Source organism: Endozoicomonas sp. 8E, from assembly GCF_032883915.1.
In the GTDB taxonomy this organism is placed as follows: Bacteria; Pseudomonadota; Gammaproteobacteria; order Pseudomonadales; family Endozoicomonadaceae; genus Endozoicomonas_A.
Genome location: NZ_CP120717.1, coordinates 625,106 through 641,043 on the forward strand (window position 1 = coordinate 625,106; position 15,938 = coordinate 641,043).

The window sequence follows — 15,938 nt, forward strand, 5'->3', positions numbered from 1 at the left end:
TTGCGCCTTGAAGGATGAAAAAATCCACTCGCCAGAATATGCGAAACCAACTGGCCAGGTACTTATAGAAATCCGAAATTCTCAGGATGGTTTTTCTCTCAAGAGAGCGTCCAGATGTTCAATGACCACAACCCAGTCAGCGTCTTCATTGTATGCCTGTTGAATAAAAGCCTGCTGGCTGTCTGAAAAGAAGTCGGCTTGCTCAATTTTTACCCGGCGGGGCATTTGTTTATGCTCTTCGATGAAGGCATTGATTTCTTGATCGCTGCTGGGCAATCCAAGCTGATCAAACAGATCGTTCATGGTGTGATGAGCAGGTTCCATTGAGACCTCCTGATGGAATCTGTTTTCGTAACGTCAGGATAGCAGGCCACTGTCTTTTGAAAAGATAAAACCGGATTCCAAAGGTGAAAAATGTGAGTACAAAAAAGAATGTCGTTTTATTGGATCGGGCTACTCTGGGTGACGGCGTATCACTGGAAGCGTTTCATCAACTTTCATTACCGCTGGAAATATACGATCAGAGTCAACCAGAAGATATAGTTGAACGTTGTCGTGATGCGGTAGCGATTTTCACCAATAAAGTGGTGATTGATGAATCGATACTCTCTTCACTCCCCGACCTTCGATATATCGGAGTACTGGCAACAGGAACAAATAATATCGATCTTGCTGCCTGTGATTTGCGAGGAATTAAAGTCCAGAACGTAGAAAGTTACAGCACCGCATCTGTTGCCCAACATACCATGGCTTTGATTCTGTCTCTGGCGGGCTCTGTTCCTGCTTACACTCAAGATGCTATCAACGGCAACTGGGAAAAAAGCGACAGATTCTGTCTACTGAATCATCCGATCATCGAACTGGAGGGTAAAACACTACTCATTGTCGGTTATGGTGACTTGGGTAAGGCCACTGCCAGACTGGCAGAAGCTTTCGGTATGAATGTGTTGAAGGCTAAAGTGCCAGGTTCGCCGACAACCTCTGAAGACAGGTTGGAGTTGGACGAAGGGTTGAAACAGTCAGATGTCGTCAGTCTGCATTGTCCTTTGAGTGAAAGCACTGCCAACCTGATGGATCAGAGAAGGCTGTCACTGATGAAATCCGGGGCTATTCTGATCAACACCGCCAGAGGCGGGCTGGTAGACGAGAGTGCTCTGGTTTCGGCACTGGAAGCAGGGCGACTGGGTGGCGCCGGGTTTGATGTGTTGACAGAAGAGCCCCCCAGGCACGGAAATATCCTGCTCAGCACGTCTCTGCCAAATTTGATGGTCACTCCCCATTGCGCCTGGGGAAGTCTCGAGTCGAGACAACGTCTGGTCAATCTCGCGGCAGAGCACTATAAACGTTTTCTTCAGGAGTAGGAGTCAGTTTCCTTAATTGCACTGCAAGCCTCTGAATTAGAATGATCATTATTGGTTAGTGGTTCCGTCTTTGTGTGTCTTGATCTCTGAACTTTTGCTATCATTTGAATCGTGTTGCGCTACGAACTACATTTATGCATGATTAAGTCATTTAAGCACAAAGGTCTCAAACGCTTCTACGAAACTGGAAAGCCATCGGGTATCCAGACCATGCACGCGAGAAGAGTCAAGGCTCAGCTACAAGCCATCGACACTGCAAACGTAATTGATGATATTGACACGGCCTTCATCCACTGGTAGGAGACAGGAAAGGAGTATGGTCAATAACAGTTAAAAAAAACTGGCGCATCACATTCGAATTTACTGATGGCAATGCATACATATTGAACTACGAGGATTATCACTGATGAGAATGCACGATCCACTCCACCCGGGAGAGTTTATAAAGCAAACCTACATGGAACCAGCCAAAGTTAGCTGCAGGCAACTGTCTGAGGCTCTGGAGGTCTCACCCTCAACTTTGAACAGGATTTTGCAGGGAAAAAGCGCTATATCCACTGAGATGGCCAGAAGACTTTCCATGGTTATTGGCAGAACTACGGAAAGCTGGCTGGTTATGCAGAACAACTACGACATCTGGCAATCAGAGCAGTCAGTAAAGCTCAATACTCTGAAGCCTTTCAAATTTTCTTTTGCGTGATTACTCAGGCTCTTTTTTGGAATCAGGGGTATAGGTAAAGCGATAGAAAATATCCACAGCCTGAGCCAGACCACTGACGACCTGAAGGTAGAGTCTGGGCATGAGTTCATAGCGAACTTTCACTTCGCTGACTGAGTCAAAAACCCCTGCGCCGTACTGCAGGCGGAGACCGGGGGCTATGTAGCCACCGATGGTGATCCGGGTATCATCGCCGCTGCCTTCAGTATCCAGAGAGACATCGCTGAAACCAAAGGTTTCACCAAGCGATGTGGCGATACCACCAAATTGGGAAACACCAAGCCCTACCAGCATTGCCTGGGCACTGGAACTGTCATCTCCTTCCAGACCCCTGCCTCGCAACAGGTAGGAGAGTTGCTCCTGTTGCGGCATTTCCGGGCTGGAATAAACGGTCCACTCTGGTTTTTTTACAGAGCCACTGACTTTAATGCCGACCTCAACATTATCTTCGATGGTTTCCGGATTTCGAATGGCATTGACCAATAGATAGGGGGAATCGATAGGCCCCTGGAAAATGATTTTTCCTTCCTTGATTAGTAAATCCTGGCCCAGCTGGTGGTAACGACCTCCAATTAAATTAATGGTGCCACTTCCTTCGAGGGGTTTGTCAGGAAGCTGAAGAAGATCCAGATGCCCTGCCAGCCTGGCTTTGAGACCGAAAGCATTCAGCCGGATATCGTCTCCCAGTATGACTCGTACCTTCATCGAAAACAGCTGTAAGGCCTGTTCGTGTAGCTCAGAAGTTTGTCCTTCCTGGACTATTACTACATCATCTGAGACTGAAACAGCACTCTCCGGAAGACTGTTGATGGTAATGCGACTCCAGGGAATTCGGATAATACCCGTCAGTGTTATCTTTTCAGACAGTATCAGCTTAAGATTGGGAGAAATTCTGATCTCCCCCATGCCGGGGTATTTAACATCCAGGCCTTGCCCTTTCAGGGTGATGACACCGGCAGGCTGCCGAAAATCTTTCCAGTTCAGCTGACCTCCCAGATCCAGTGAGCCCTTACCTACCTGCATTTTGCCTTCTACTGTGCCTGAGTCACCGTTCACATTCAGATAAGTATTAAGTTCAGAAATGCTGACAATGTCGCGTGTGGTATTGGCATAACCATTTTCAATGGCCAGTCGGCCATAAAAAAGAGGTTTGGCAAGAGAGCCTTCCAATCGGCCCCGGGCAGAAAAAGTACCTTTCAAATCGCTGACTTCAGGCAAGAAAGGCGCAAATATTTCCAGCAATAACTGCTCAATATTCAGCTGGCCACTGAGGGCTTTCCGGTTTTTCAGGTCATTGACGACTATGGTCAGGTGACTGCGTCCCAGTTTGTCCGAGAGGAAGTTTAGAGAGCTTTGCAACTGATTTTTGGCGATTCTGGCCTCCATGTTGAGCTGACTGTAATCGCCGGAAAGATCATAAGCCTGAAGTTTTCCAGGGCTGGAAGAAAGCTTTAACGACAGTTCCGGCTGGTTATCCTGCCAGCTTACTTCTCCCTCTGAGTTAAGCATTGCCTGCCAGTCAAATTTGTTGGGGAAAAAGGCTTTGAATCTTTCAGGTGCCAGTTGCTCAATGTGAAAGGAGAGATGTCCTGAATCTTTGCCCAAGTGGCTGGATTGAGCACAGATACTGGAAGGGGATGATTCCAGACAGAATTCAGAGAATGAAGCACTGGCTGGCGAAGCTGTGATATCAACAGGTTTTTTCAGTGACCAGTCTCCGAATTCTGTGTTCAAGTCACTGCGGGTGAGCTGTCCCTGCCATTCCTTGTTGAGGTAGCTGCCAGCCAGTGTGATGACGCTCTTGAGCTCTTTACCCTGGGTTGAGAGCCGAACCTGATGTTGTTTTTCATTGCCTCTGGCTTCAAGCAAGATCTGGTTGAGCGTGTGTGTGCCCTGGTTCAGTGCCTCTACGCTGATGCGAGCCTGCCCCAGAATCTGTTCTTTTTTTTCAATTTGACCTTTTGCCGAGAGGCCTTTGATGGCTGTGTCCAGATAACGAACAGAGGAGCTGTCCAGTTGAAAGTTCAATCTGGGGTGCTTTTTGCTCCCGGATACATGGATTGAACCTTTCACCTCACCCTTAAGGCCGGGGTAAAGTTCTGCCAGTTTTGAAGCACTGAGTTCCGCTTCTATGTCCCATTGTTTATCAATAAGACCATGGGCGCTTAACTGGTTTTCGCCGACTTTGGCATTGAGGTGGTCTAACTTCCAGTTATAGAGATGATTGATGTCCATTGTGCCGGAAAGAGAGACTGGCCTGTCCCTGAGTTTTCCAGTGATATTCATTTCAGAAATCACCAGATGCCAGGTTTTACCGTCCAGATTAAAACGGCTTGCCAATACACCGTCGAGCCTTCCCGGAAACTCAGGTAAAAGGTTGGCTGTGTTGAGCCTGTTGAGTTTCACCTTCCCATTCCAGGCAATGCCTTTTGTCCAGCTGAGCCGACCTGAAAGATCTGCATCACCTTCAGGGGTTGAGAGATTGAGACGATGAATCGCAATATGCTCAAGGTCTCCCCTTGCCTGGAGTAAGACCTTTACCCGGATTTCTTTTTGAGTCCCGGAAGTGGCCAGGACATTAGATTTGGCCGTGGCGCTGGCATCCAGTTGATAGTCGGCCAGAGAACCTTGAAGGCTGGCCTTCAGGTTTTCTGGTTGAAGCTTTTTATCGAGGGAGGCTGGTTGAATATCAACAGCTGCTGACAGTGGATAATCCCCACTCAGTGTTATTTTTCCGTGCAGGCTGGCTTTGCCCAAAGTATGTTCAACCTTGAACTCTTGGATATTGATTTGCGATTGCCGGGCATCAGACGACAAAAGTATATTACTGACTTCTTCCTTAATCTCACCCTGTTCATAAGTGCCTTTATCCAGAGTCAGCTTTTTGAGAGTTATGGGCAGAGGTAGCTCTATCTCTGGCAATATCAGCCTGTCGCTGACAGGTGCTTGTTCTTTATAAGGCGCTGGTAGTTTAATGAAAAGATTTTTCAGCCCCAGTTCATCAATGACCAATCTTCCTTCGAGCAGCATTTGTGGTTGCCACTGCAAAGAGAGTTGGTTAGCTGTGAACGCCATATCCTGATCCACCCAGCCTGGATTCTGAAAGACAAGGCCGTTGGAAATTGATCCCTTAATCAGTTCACCCTGAAGTTCAGGCAATTGTGAGCGAGCCAGGTTCCACAGCCAGAGGTTGCCGGTATGAGTCAGCAGCAAAAACAACATCAGGCAAAGGAGAGTGACAAGAGAGGTTAAGATACCCAGAGCCGTCTTCATATTTCTGGCCCCATAGAAAAGTGCAGTTTATAGGGGCTGCCAGGTTCACTGACAGCGAAGGCCAGATCTAATCTCAGCGCACCCAATGGGGTTATCCAGCGGATGCCGAAGCCGGCCCCGGTTTTCCAGTCGTCCCTGTAGTCATTGGTGGCAGTCCCATAGTCAACAAAAACAGCGGCTCGCCAGTGTTCCAGAAACTGGTAATTGTATTCCACACTGAGCGCTGTCATATATTTTGCACCCGTCAATTTATCGTTGTCGTCTTTCGGGGCAATACTTTCATAGTCGTAGCCTCTTACTGTCTGGTCACCTCCAGTGAAGAAACGAATGGAAGGGGGTATTTTGCTGACGTCGTTTATCCAGATGGCTCCTTGTTCAATTCTGCCAATGAAACGGTGTTTTTCTGCCAGTGTTGCTAAACCTTTGGTACGTCCCCATAGCTTCACAAAGTTCTGATCAGAGGCAAAGAGCTTATCCGAAAATTCTGCCGTGGACATGATCAGGTAGCCGCTCCGGGGGTCGAGCTTCCCGCCTCTGGCGTGGCGTCGGGTCATGGAGATACCGGGGATGACCAGAAAGCTTTCGCCACTCTGAAGGCCCTGTTTGTAGCTTTCGTACTGAATTCTTAAAAACAGGTCACGGTCCCAGCCTTGTGGGTTTTTTTTCCATTTATGGATGGAAGTCGATCCAAGGTTACTGGTGGTGTCTTCCTGCTGCTTGTATTGGTAACCCAATTGAAGGTCATAGAATTCAGTTAATGGGTTACCGTAGGGGATTTTATAGCTGGAAGTCAGTTCGGCTCTGGGGGCTGAGAGCAGAGCCTCATTGGTCAGGCTGTGCCCTTTGTCATTGATCATGGGGATATCCCAGGTCAAAGAAAGCCTGGGGCCTTCATCGGTAGAATAACCGACACCGGTTTCAATCTCATGATACCTCTTGGGGCTGACACCGATATAAACAGGGACATGGTAGTCTACGGTTTTATCCCGCATGGGTAGGATATCGATTTGCTGGAAATAGCCTGTTGAGGCCAGCTCTTTGTTCAAGTCGCCCAGCCGCACGGATTGATAGTTTGAGCCGGGCTTAAAGGTCAACATTTTCTCGATCAGGACCCGGGTGTTTTCAGGGATTTCACCATAAACAATGTCCCCGAACCGGTAACGTCTGCCAGAGTCGAAAACCAGTTCGACATCCGCCGCATTCTCTTGCGGATAAACTTTGACCCTGTGGGTTTGCATCTGAGCGTCAAAAAAACCAAGAGACTGGGCCTGGGTGTTAAGCTCCGTTTTAAGTTCTTCGTATTCTCCGCTATTGAAGACAGCGCCTTTTTTGAGGGGGGAGCGTTTGACGATCCTCTTGAACGACCGGTTTTTTCGGGCCTCTCCTTTCAGCTCTATTTTGAAGGTGCGGATAATTACGGGTTGTCCCGGATCAACATGAATGTTGAGCTGGTCAGTGTCCTTGCCACCCATCTTCATGGAAATGGTTGGGTTGAAATAGCCCAGTGCTTGCAGAGATTTCTGAACTGCCTCAAGAATACTGCTTTGATAGTCAGGCAACTCCCCGGGCTCAATAGCAGGTAAAGTTTGCAGGAAGCGTTCGGCATTCCGCTTCAGCCCGTCTTCCAGACCCTTAACCTCATAGGTCAGATGGGATCGTGCCTGGCAGACAGAAGGAAGGGCTGAAAGCAAAAGTGCGATAATCGATAGAAATTTATTCAGTTTACCCACTGGCGACCATTTGTTGAGAGTAAAGTTGTTGAGAGAAAGTGGTGGGGCTGAACGATATCCTAGAAGGTCTGTCGATCTATCTCAATAAAAAGCAGCATCAGGCAGTAGATTCCTGGATTCTCCTGCGTTTTAACGTCGGCTGCCATCGGTTTATAATTCTTGCAACCATGGTCACACTTCTCTAAAATCCTCCGCTCTTTGTAAGCTGGGCGTGGTGTGCAGGCATCTTTCGGGTGACTGTCATCTTCGATCCATCTCCTTGCCTTACTGCTCTGTGAATGGAACCTGTGTTTCACTCAAAGTGTGGGAGGCTGTTTAACCCGTAAGGAGCAAATAATGCGTCATTACGAGATTGTTTTTCTGGTACATCCTGACCAGAGCGAGCAAGTACCAGGCATGATAGAGCGTTACACACGCGCTATCAGCGAAAACGGTGGTCAGGTACACCGTCTTGAAGATTGGGGTCGTCGTCAGCTGGCTTACCCAATCAACAAGATCCACAAGGCTCACTACGTTCTGATGAACATCGAGTGCAGCAATGAGATCCTGGACGAACTGACAGATAACTTCCGTTATAACGACGCAGTTATCCGTAACATGGTGATCCGTCGTGATGAGGCCGTTTCCGAGCCATCCATCATGATGCAGGCTGAAGAGAAGCGTGAACGCCGTGACGATCGTCGTGAAGAGCGTCGTGAAGAGCGTCGTGAAGAAGCTGCTGAGGCTGCTGAAGCTCCGGAAGCTGCTGAAGAAGCTGCCGAGTAAGTCGTCCTTGATACTGCTTTAGCTCAAGACTGTCTCAGCTCAGGGCAAGCAGAATTAAGAACATCACCATTTGTTGAATTCAAGGAGACGTTGCAATGGCACGTTTTTTCCGCCGCAGAAAGTTCTGCCGTTTCACCGCTGAAGGCGTGAAAGAGATCGATTACAAAGATCTGAACACCCTGAAGGCTTATGTTTCTGAAACTGGCAAGATCGTACCAAGCCGTATCACCGGCACCAAAGCCCGTTATCAGCGTCAGCTGGCGACAGCTATCAAGCGTGCGCGCTACATCGCACTGCTGCCATACACTGATCGTCACTGATCAGTCGGCAAACTCTGGAACTGAAGGTATTGCTTGATGCGTAAACTGGCGGAGCTGGCAATGAAAAGCCCGAAACATTCGTTGTTTCTGGCGGTCATATTTGCCTGTATTCCCATGCTTTTCTGGTTGAGTGCGGCCATTGTATCCCTGGTGATACTGCGTCGCGGCATTGACCACGGACTGAAAGTCCTGATGTGGGCTCTGTTACCCGGAATAGCCTGGGCCGCCTTTGGTCAGTACAGCGTATTGATCGGGTTGGCAACGACAGCGTTGCTGGCTTGTGTCCTGCGCCAGACTGTCTCATGGCCGAAAACTCTGTTGGCTGTTGTGCCGCTGGGAGGCCTCGTGGCTTTTGCCATGTACCAGATATCACCGCAGATGATCAGTGTCATGGCTGGCACTGTGATGGAGTTTCTGAAAAAGAGTCTCCAGGGCAGTGGCAGTCTGGAGGCTCTGCAACCGGGTGAACATCTGAGACAGGTCCTGGAGTACGGCGTAGCGGGTGCCCTGGCCTGGGTGCACATACTGTTTTGTATCCTGGCTTTGATACTGGCGCGCTCCTGGCAGGCCGATCTCTACAACCCCGGAGGATTCGGTGAAGAATTCCGCAAGGTGCGTTTGCCCGCAGCTGTCGGGGTAAGTCTTCTGACCATCACTTTGATGGGGTCGGCACTGTCACCTATGATGACGGCCCTGGTACCCATCGCATCGTTGCCATTGTTTATTGCAGGAATGGCGCTGGTCCACGGGCTGGTAAAACTGCGTCAACGGGGCAGCTTCTGGTTGATTGGCCTATATATGCTGTTAATCACCCTTACGCAACTGGCATACCCGGTTATTGTTTTGACTGCTTGTCTTGACAGTCTGTTTGATTTTCGCAATCGCGTGAATAAACAGATTCAGGGCTGACAGGCACTAGGTATAAGGTAAGAGGCTAGCGATGGACGTTATCCTGCTTGAGAGAGTTGCCAACCTTGGCAACCTGGGCGACAAGGTAACTGTTAAAGCCGGTTACGGTCGTAACTTTCTGATTCCTTTCAGCAAGGCTGTGCCTGCTACTAAGGAAAATGTTGAAGCTTTTGAAGCTCGTCGTGCCGAGCTGGAAAAGGCTGCTAACGAAAAACTGGCTGCTGCCCAGAAGCGTGCAGCTGAAATGGCTGAAATCGAACTGACCCTGACCGCCAAAGCGGGCGACGAAGGAAAGCTGTTCGGTTCTATCGGCTCACGTGATCTGGCTGAAGCCATCACTGGCGCTGGCGTTGAAGTAGCCAAGAGCGAAATTCGCATGGGCGAAGGTCCCATTCGCGCTACTGGCGAGTACGACATCGCTATCCAGCTGCACACTGACGTTGCAGCGACTATCAAGGTATTCGTTGAAGCTGAATAAGTTCGGTTTTAGCTACGCTTGATATAAAAATACCCGTGGATTTCGGTCCACGGGTATTTTTTTATGTGCCTTCTGTCTCACCTCTTCATTGGCCGTCATATCAGTCAAAAGATTGTTTTAAATCTGTCATCTTAAATACATTTTGCTGTAATTCTTGTGTCGTTTAATGAGCCTGCTTTAAAGGATATTCACAACAAATAAAGCTGGCTTGAACGAGTAGATATTACATGAGCAAATATACTTTTGATCCGACGGTGTATAACTCCAGTGATAACAAGCCGATTTCGGCAGTGCTGGAAAAAGAACTATCCCGTCGCGGTGTTCTGAAACGTGGGGGCGCGCTGGCAGCATTTACTGCACTGGCCAGCTTTGGTTTAACTGGCTGTAACGATGATGACTCTGACGACGTTTTTTCATCAGAGCTCTCTCTCGGCTTTGACTCTATTACCGGCTCCAAGACCGATGCTGTGTCTGTACCTGCTGGTTACTCCGCTCAGGTTCTGGCGCCATGGGGAACACCACTGAATGATCTGGCGGCAGACTGGAAAGATGATGGTACAAACAGTTCCACTGATCAGGCGAATGCTACCGGCATGATGCATGATGGTATGCATTTCTTTCCCCTTGAAGGCAGCAGTACTGAAGGTCTGCTGTGTATAAATCATGAGTTTATTGATCAGACGCGACTGCATCCGAATGGCGCAACTGACAATAATGGTGAACGCCCTGCTGAGGAAGTTCGTAAAGAAATTAACGCTCATGGTGTTTCAGTGGTTCACATCAAACTGACTGATGGCGTTTGGGATGTGGTTAAAAACAGCAACTACAACAAGCGCTACACCGCAGGCTCTGAAATGGATCTGACCGGGCCCGTGGCAGACAGTGATCTGCTGATTACCAAATACACGGACGAAAAAGGGAATAAAGCCCTTGCCCGGGGCACCAACAATAACTGTGGTAATGGTCACACTCCCTGGGGGACTTATCTGACCTGTGAAGAAAACTGGCCTGGCTATTTTACCCGTACCGATGACCCGTCTAACTGGACTGAAGAACAAATACGTCTGGGTATCAGTGACAGGGGGACCCGTTATGATTGGGATACTGTTCCATCTGCTTCAGAAAACGAAACCGGCGAGTTTGCCCGTTTTGATGTAACTCCGGGCTCCGGAGATGAGACTGAGGATTTCCGTAATGAAGCCAATGGCCACGGATACATTGTAGAAATCGACCCCTATAATCCTCAGGCTAAAGCGATCAAACGGACGGCTCTGGGTCGCTTCCGTCACGAAGACTGCTCATTTGGCAAACTGGAAGAAGGTCAGCCCGTTGTTTTCTATTCTGGCCATGACAGCCGGTTTGAGTATATCTACAAGTTTGTTTCCAAAGAACTCTGGAACCCGGCAGATGCTGACTCTGAAGATCGTCTCGCCACCGGTGCCAGGTACATGGATGAAGGTACTTTGTACGCCGCTCGCTTTGATGAAGAAGGCCAGGGTGTATGGTTGCCCCTGACTCCTGATGCAACCACCAAAGACGGTGGAAGATTGGGTGATGTCTCAGGATTCACAACTCAGGCTGAAATTATCCTGAACACGCCGGGTGCAGCTGATTTGGTAGGTGCCACCCCCATGGACCGACCTGAATGGACTGCGGTAGATCCGAAAACCGGCTCTGTTTATGTAACGCTGACAAACAACACTGATCGTGATAATCAGGACGGCGATTCTGATACCGACACCAACGTCGCCAACCCTCGTGAAGGGAATGAGTATGGCCATATTATTCGCTGGAATGAAGGGGCTGACCCAAGCCAGTTTACCTGGGAGTTCTTCCTGTTCGGTTCTTTTGCATCTGAAAGCACCCTGGTGAACCTGTCCGGTCTGAATGAAGCCAATGAATTTGGCAGCCCGGATGGTCTGGCATTTGATGATCGTGGTTTGTTGTGGATTCAAACAGACGGTGGTGCGAATGAGAACACGAATGACCAGATGCTGGCTATTATTCCATCTGAGCTGAACAATACAGAGGATATGCTGGCAGTTAACGCCGACAACCAGGATCAACTGAAGCGTTTCTTTGTGGGGCCAAATGGTTGTGAGGTGACTGGTCTGGCATTTACACCGGATCATCAGAGCTTCTTCCTGAATATGCAGCATCCATCGAACTGGCCTGCCACTGGGGCGATTGACGCAACGGATGAAAGCGGTGCTAACAGGGCGCGTTCTGCCACGGTAGTTGTTATGAAAGACGGTGGTGGTGAAGTGGGGGTTTAATAGCCGTCACCTGACTGCCAATATAACAAAGCCGGTGAGTGGAATGCTCATCGGCTTTTTTGTTGTGAAAAACTTTTTGCTATGTCGTTTTCCATTGGCTGGTGGCGAAACAAAACCAGCTGATCAGGTACTTAAGTACTCGGCCATACGGAATCGAATATTTCCGGCTTATTGGGCAGGTGCTCTGCAAGGCGCAACGACGGGAACATAGCAAGCTATGTGACCAGAGTTGCAACGCAGCACGACTGCATGGATGCAGGAGCTAGAGCAACGCAGGAGCAGTTGCCGCGAGTGCCTGAACAATAAGTCAGAAAATATGATTTCGTATGGTTGAGTACTTATATATCATTGCGCCAGAGCCAATCCAGTGGCACTGCCATGCAGTTTTTTGTTTTGAGTGGCAGTGCATTGTTACCACAATAAATCAATACGCCACCTTTAAAGTGTTTGTCGGCCTGGCCAGCAAGTCGCCTTAAGCCTTCTCCGTCTTTTTCCTGAATACTGATAGCTTTTTTAATTTCTATACCGTAGATATCACGATTGTGTTCGATGACCAGATCCACCTCCACCTGATCTTTATCCCGGTAATAACTGAGGTGGACAGGGTCATCCAGCCATTCGGTCAGAGCTCTTATCTGCTGTATTACAAAACTCTACAGAATGGGACCGAAGGGGGTCGAATAGTCCTGCCACTCTTCAGCTTTCAGTCGATTCAGCATGCTTGCCAACCCACTGTCTGCGATATGAATTTTAGGTGCTTTTACCAAGCGTTTGGCCGCATTATTATGCCATGCTGGCAAACGGTAGAAGAGAAACAGGTGCTCCAGAATACTGATGTATTTATCGGTGGTCTCGCGTCGTATTTTCAGGTCAGTGGCAATGCTACTCCTCTTCTATTTTGGGTTGTAAATAGCGTGGGAAGTATGGCATCAGAAGGTGCTTCAAGTTTCGGCTAATTGTCTATTACTCTAGCGTCTAATTGCCTATTTAGTTTCCGGCTAAATGCCGGTTTTCTTTCTTTGCTTGTTTTTTTATCTAATAAAAACAAATAGTTAGATTGTTCTTTTGATTGCTTAAGTATATGGTTTTTTGCAGGCCAAAAATGGCCTGCTACTCGCTTTAAATCTTGCCGGGATTTCCCGGTGAATAGGAACCTTGGCGGGGTTCGTTCATTCTCAAGAAGACTTTTTCATAAAAGGCGTCATCCGGGCAAACAGCAGTCCAAGTTCAAACAACAGCCACATAGGTCCAGCCAGCAGGCTCTGGGAGATAACGTCGGGTGGTGTCAGAAGCATACCGATTACAAAACAACCCACTACGATATAGGGACGCTTTTTAGAAAGGGATTCAATAGTGCTAATGCCAGACCAGATCAGTAACAGGGTTGCGACAGGAATTTCGAAGGCCAGCCCGAAGGCAAAAAACAGTTTAAGAATAAAGTTCAGGTAGCTGCTGATGTCGGTCATCATGGTGACCGTTTCAGGCCCGGTCGTGGTAAAGAAACCAAAGATCAGTGGGAACACCACAAAATAGGCAAAAGCGACACCGGCATAAAAGAGTATGACGCTGGTTATAAGCAATGGAATGGCCAGATGTTTTTCATTCTTGTACAGGCCAGGAGCGATAAATCCCCAGACCTGATGGAGAATGAAGGGAATAGCTAAAAACAGGGAGAGCACGAGGCTGAGTTTAAACGGGGCAAAGAAAGGAGAGGCTACATCGGTGGCTATCATGCTGGTGCCTTCGGGCATTAGCAGGCGCAGAGGCTCGGAAACCAGCTCGTAAATATCGTTGGAGAAGTAAAACAGTCCGACAAAGAACAGCAGGGTAATCACCATACTTTTCAGCACCCGTGCACGTAACTCGAGCAGATGCTGAATCAGGGGTTGTTCTGATTGAATCGTTGGAGTTTCAGTCTTCATAAATGTCTCGGCAGGCATCAAACAAAGGCAGCGCTCAGGCCGCCTTTATTTTGGAATCGGATGGTTTGGAGGGATTTCCAGAGGCTAAGGTTGCTTCCTGCTTCAGAGATCGGACCTCTTTATTCAGCTCTTCCAACTGCAGATCCTGTTTGATCTCATTGACCTTTAGCTCTTTATTGACCGTTTCTTTTATATTGCTGGCGCTGCTACGCAGGTAATTGATCCATTGCAGAGTGGTTTTTATGGCGTGAGGCAAGCGCTCGGGCCCCAGAATCACCAGGGCGAGCACTGAGATAACCAGCAGTTCAGCAAAGCCAATATCAAACACGCTGACGTCCTCAGGCTTTGTTATGACTCAGTTCTCTGCTCTTTTCGGTGTCCTGGCTATTGGTCGCAGGGTTTTCTGCTGAAGCTGAGTCATCGCTGATGCTCTTCTTGAAGCCTTTGATCGCTCCACCCAGGTCACTGCCAAGACCCTTAAGTCGTTTGGTGCCAAACAGCATGACAAGGATCAAAAGTACGATTAACAGTTGCCAGATACTGATACCGCCAAGGCCCATAGTGATTTTTCCTTTATGATTCTTTGAAAGTGGTCACTATAGCGTTTCATTATGGAGAAATTATGACAAGCCTCCAGCTGTAGAGCATAATCCGGACACTTGGAATTCATCCTCAATCAAATCATATGCGCCAGCAGTTTAGTCACTCATCAAGTTGCTGTATTCTGTAAGCTCCGATTTTGGTATTCATGAATCATGCTGGAAGCACTGCCCCAAGAAAGCGAACTGCCCATTGATGAAGCAACCGTAAGCCTGAAGACCCCCCCTCATTCCATTGAGGCGGAGCAGTCTGTGCTCGGTGGACTGCTGCTGGATAATGAAGCCTGGGATAAAGTGGCTGACAAGATCACGGCTGACGACTTTTATCACCCCCGTCACAAAATTATTTTCTCGTCGATGGCTAAATCGGCGAATGAGACGCTTCCCTTTGACCCCCTGACACTGGCCGCCACCCTGGAGAACCAGGACGAACTGGAACAGGCCGGTGGTATGGTGTACATCACCGAGCTGGTGGCCAATGTTGCCGGTATTGCCAATATTGAGGCTTACGCCGGAATCATTCAGGAGCGTTCCGTTTTCAGAAAGGTGATCAATGCCAGTCAGAAGATGGCTGAAAGCGCCTACAATCCGGAAGGTCGGGACAGCCAGACAGTATTGGATGAAGCTGAACGGCTGGTTTTCAACATCGCTGAGGAGCGCCCCAAAACCGGTGGTCCGGTAGGTGTTCGGGAAATCCTGGATAACACGGTTCAGAAAATTGATGAGCTTTTTAACGCTGGCGATGCCATTACCGGTATCACCACAGGCTTTAGTGATCTGGACAATATGACGTCAGGTATGCAGCCCTCGGATATGATTATTGTTGCGGCCAGGCCGTCGATGGGAAAAACGACGTTCGCGATGAACCTGGTCGAAAACGCCCTGCTAAATACCGAAAAAGTGGTCATGGTCTTCAGTCTCGAAATGCCCTCTGAGCAGCTGATGATGCGTATGTTGTCCTCTCTGGGCCGGATCAATCAGGGCAAAGTGCGTTCCGGTAAGCTGGAAGAAGACGACTGGCCGAAGCTGGTGTCAGCGGTGGAGAAAATCAAGGACAAAAAGCTGTTTATTGATGACACCGCAGGCATCAGCCCTTCAGAAATGCGTTCCCGAATCCGTCGTGTGGTGCGTGAACATGGTGACATGGCCATGATTATGATCGACTATCTGCAGCTGATGCAGATTCCCGGTTTCAGCGAAGGTCGTACCAACGAAATTTCGGAAATTTCCCGATCCCTGAAAGCCATCGCCAAGGAGTTCAACGTACCGGTGATTGCGCTGTCTCAGCTTAACCGGTCTCTGGAGCAACGCCCCAACAAGCGTCCGGTCAACTCCGACCTCCGTGAATCCGGAGCGATTGAGCAGGATGCCGACGTCATTATGTTTATCTACCGTGACGAGGTCTATAACCCGGATACCGAGTTTAAGGGTATTGGTGAGATCATTATCGGTAAGCAGCGTAACGGCCCTATCGGCTCAGTAAGGTTGGCCTTTATTGGTCAGTACACCCGGTTTGAGAATCTTGCCCCCGATGCTTATGTCAATTTTGATGATGAATAAGCAGGAAGTTATAGGTTTCAAACCTGT

At 48.7% G+C, this 15,938-nt stretch carries 16 protein-coding genes and 1 pseudogene; 10 read left to right on the forward strand and 7 right to left on the reverse strand.

The features are described from left to right. Positions 1-81: 81 nt before the first annotated feature. The gene (locus P6910_RS02515; protein WP_317144716.1) at positions 82-324 is read right to left on the reverse strand and encodes a DUF2789 family protein; all 243 of its coding nucleotides are present in this window, start codon (positions 322-324) and stop codon (positions 82-84) included. Positions 325-416: 92 nt separating this feature from the next. On the opposite strand from P6910_RS02515, the gene P6910_RS02520 reads away from it, so the two are divergent. The 4 genes from P6910_RS02520 (at position 417) to P6910_RS02535 (ending at position 2,061) form a co-directional block, all read left to right on the forward strand. After that, on the forward strand, positions 417-1,361 hold the full coding sequence (locus P6910_RS02520; protein WP_317144717.1) for a D-2-hydroxyacid dehydrogenase: 945 nt from the start codon (positions 417-419) through the stop codon (positions 1,359-1,361). A 138-nt stretch (positions 1,362-1,499) separates the two neighbouring features. Next, entirely contained in the window at positions 1,500-1,661 is a 162-nt protein-coding gene (locus P6910_RS02525) for a type II toxin-antitoxin system RelE/ParE family toxin (protein ID WP_317144718.1), read from the forward strand. Between the two features lie 23 nt (positions 1,662-1,684). Further along, entirely contained in the window at positions 1,685-1,768 is an 84-nt protein-coding gene (locus P6910_RS02530) for a type II toxin-antitoxin system RelE/ParE family toxin (protein WP_317146502.1), read from the forward strand. Positions 1,769-1,773: 5 nt separating this feature from the next. Beyond that, the gene (locus P6910_RS02535) at positions 1,774-2,061 is read left to right on the forward strand and encodes a HigA family addiction module antitoxin (protein ID WP_317144719.1); all 288 of its coding nucleotides are present in this window, start codon (positions 1,774-1,776) and stop codon (positions 2,059-2,061) included. Here P6910_RS02535 and P6910_RS02540 read toward each other — a convergent pair whose 3' ends face one another. Next, positions 2,062-5,352, reverse strand: coding sequence for a translocation/assembly module TamB domain-containing protein (locus P6910_RS02540; RefSeq protein ID WP_317144720.1), 3,291 nt, complete (start codon positions 5,350-5,352; stop codon positions 2,062-2,064). Continuing rightward, complete coding sequence (locus P6910_RS02545) at positions 5,349-7,082, reverse strand: autotransporter assembly complex family protein (protein ID WP_317144721.1); 1,734 nt, start codon at positions 7,080-7,082, stop codon at positions 5,349-5,351. Before P6910_RS02545 ends, P6910_RS02540 begins: the two co-directional genes overlap by 4 nt. A 336-nt stretch (positions 7,083-7,418) precedes the next feature. On the opposite strand from P6910_RS02545, the gene rpsF reads away from it, so the two are divergent. From rpsF to P6910_RS02570, 5 genes are all read left to right on the forward strand, one after another. Continuing rightward, on the forward strand, positions 7,419-7,847 hold the full coding sequence (gene rpsF, locus P6910_RS02550) for a 30S ribosomal protein S6 (RefSeq protein ID WP_317144722.1): 429 nt from the start codon (positions 7,419-7,421) through the stop codon (positions 7,845-7,847). 95 nt (positions 7,848-7,942) lie between these two features. Next, entirely contained in the window at positions 7,943-8,167 is a 225-nt protein-coding gene (gene rpsR, locus P6910_RS02555; protein WP_034835335.1) for a 30S ribosomal protein S18, read from the forward strand. Positions 8,168-8,203: 36 nt separating this feature from the next. Next, positions 8,204-9,076, forward strand: a complete 873-nt coding sequence (locus P6910_RS02560; protein ID WP_317144723.1) for a hypothetical protein — start codon at positions 8,204-8,206, stop codon at positions 9,074-9,076. A gap of 31 nt (positions 9,077-9,107) precedes the next feature. Beyond that, positions 9,108-9,554, forward strand: a complete 447-nt coding sequence (gene rplI, locus P6910_RS02565) for a 50S ribosomal protein L9 (RefSeq protein ID WP_317144724.1) — start codon at positions 9,108-9,110, stop codon at positions 9,552-9,554. Between the two features lie 227 nt (positions 9,555-9,781). Then, the gene (locus P6910_RS02570) at positions 9,782-11,830 is read left to right on the forward strand and encodes a PhoX family phosphatase (protein WP_317144725.1); all 2,049 of its coding nucleotides are present in this window, start codon (positions 9,782-9,784) and stop codon (positions 11,828-11,830) included. 338 nt (positions 11,831-12,168) lie between these two features. Here the strand turns inward: P6910_RS02570 and P6910_RS02575 are convergent. The 4 genes and pseudogenes from P6910_RS02575 to tatA all read right to left on the reverse strand — a co-directional run bounded on the left by P6910_RS02575 (position 12,169) and on the right by tatA (position 14,312). Next, positions 12,169-12,711: pseudogene (locus P6910_RS02575) on the reverse strand (ATP-binding protein). 294 nt (positions 12,712-13,005) lie between these two features. Next, complete coding sequence (tatC, locus tag P6910_RS02580) at positions 13,006-13,752, reverse strand: twin-arginine translocase subunit TatC (RefSeq protein ID WP_317144726.1); 747 nt, start codon at positions 13,750-13,752, stop codon at positions 13,006-13,008. 34 nt (positions 13,753-13,786) lie between these two features. Continuing rightward, the gene (gene tatB / locus P6910_RS02585) at positions 13,787-14,080 is read right to left on the reverse strand and encodes a Sec-independent protein translocase protein TatB (protein ID WP_317144727.1); all 294 of its coding nucleotides are present in this window, start codon (positions 14,078-14,080) and stop codon (positions 13,787-13,789) included. 10 nt (positions 14,081-14,090) lie between these two features. Continuing rightward, entirely contained in the window at positions 14,091-14,312 is a 222-nt protein-coding gene (tatA, locus tag P6910_RS02590; RefSeq protein ID WP_317144728.1) for a twin-arginine translocase TatA/TatE family subunit, read from the reverse strand. A gap of 195 nt (positions 14,313-14,507) precedes the next feature. On the opposite strand from tatA, the gene dnaB reads away from it, so the two are divergent. Continuing rightward, on the forward strand, positions 14,508-15,911 hold the full coding sequence (gene dnaB, locus P6910_RS02595) for a replicative DNA helicase (RefSeq protein ID WP_317144729.1): 1,404 nt from the start codon (positions 14,508-14,510) through the stop codon (positions 15,909-15,911). Positions 15,912-15,938 lie beyond the last annotated feature (27 nt).

Excerpts from the sequence above, each read along its gene's own strand:
- P6910_RS02515 (WP_317144716.1), bottom strand. The coding sequence starts at position 324 with ATGGAACCTGCTCATCACACCATGAACGATCTGTTTGATCAGCTTGGA.
- P6910_RS02525 (WP_317144718.1), top strand. The coding sequence starts at position 1,500 with ATGATTAAGTCATTTAAGCACAAAGGTCTCAAACGCTTCTACGAAACT.
- P6910_RS02535 (WP_317144719.1), top strand. The coding sequence starts at position 1,774 with ATGCACGATCCACTCCACCCGGGAGAGTTTATAAAGCAAACCTACATG.
- P6910_RS02540 (WP_317144720.1), bottom strand. The coding sequence starts at position 5,352 with ATGAAGACGGCTCTGGGTATCTTAACCTCTCTTGTCACTCTCCTTTGC.
- rpsF (WP_317144722.1), top strand. The coding sequence starts at position 7,419 with ATGCGTCATTACGAGATTGTTTTTCTGGTACATCCTGACCAGAGCGAG.
- rpsR (WP_034835335.1), top strand. The coding sequence starts at position 7,943 with ATGGCACGTTTTTTCCGCCGCAGAAAGTTCTGCCGTTTCACCGCTGAA.
- P6910_RS02560 (WP_317144723.1), top strand. The coding sequence starts at position 8,204 with ATGCGTAAACTGGCGGAGCTGGCAATGAAAAGCCCGAAACATTCGTTG.
- rplI (WP_317144724.1), top strand. The coding sequence starts at position 9,108 with ATGGACGTTATCCTGCTTGAGAGAGTTGCCAACCTTGGCAACCTGGGC.
- P6910_RS02570 (WP_317144725.1), top strand. The coding sequence starts at position 9,782 with ATGAGCAAATATACTTTTGATCCGACGGTGTATAACTCCAGTGATAAC.
- tatC (WP_317144726.1), bottom strand. The coding sequence starts at position 13,752 with ATGAAGACTGAAACTCCAACGATTCAATCAGAACAACCCCTGATTCAG.
- tatA (WP_317144728.1), bottom strand. The coding sequence starts at position 14,312 with ATGGGCCTTGGCGGTATCAGTATCTGGCAACTGTTAATCGTACTTTTG.
- dnaB (WP_317144729.1), top strand. The coding sequence starts at position 14,508 with ATGCTGGAAGCACTGCCCCAAGAAAGCGAACTGCCCATTGATGAAGCA.